The 396-nt window shown below is 43.2% G+C and carries 1 pseudogene; it reads left to right on the top strand.

The features are described 5' to 3' along the window. Positions 1 to 56: 56 nt before the first annotated feature. Positions 57 to 396: pseudogene (gene thrA, locus AB4585_RS24630) on the top strand (bifunctional aspartate kinase/homoserine dehydrogenase I); the annotation flags it as partial.

Here is a 396-nt window from a genome sequence, read left to right as displayed (position 1 = left end):
GTATCCCACCAGATACAGGCCTTTTTTTTTACAATTTTTAGCTCAGGGAGAATGGAATGCGAGTATTGAAATTTGGAGGATCTTCGCTAGCGGATGCAGATAGATTTTTGCGAGCGGCGAACATCATTGCTAATAATGCGGATCAGGAAGAGCTAGCAGTCGTGCTGTCAGCTCCAGGGAAAACCACCAACAAGCTGGTAGCGATCATCGAAGCCGCTTTAAACAAGCAAGACGCTGAGCTACAAATCAAAGAGCTGCGTAACTCTTTTACTGAGTTGTCTAACGAGATCAAAAAAGAGCTACCTAACATCCAACTTGAAGAGTTTGAGGCTCAAGTTAAAGAGTCTCTCGATAATTTGGTTGAGTTTGTACAAGGCATCAAGCTTTTAGGCATGT

This window comes from Vibrio sp. 10N.222.49.C9, from assembly GCF_041474985.1.
Lineage (GTDB): Bacteria > Pseudomonadota > Gammaproteobacteria > Enterobacterales > Vibrionaceae > Vibrio > Vibrio crassostreae_C.
Note: the sequence above shows the minus strand (reverse complement) of the source record. Positions and strands in the feature narration are given on the sequence as shown.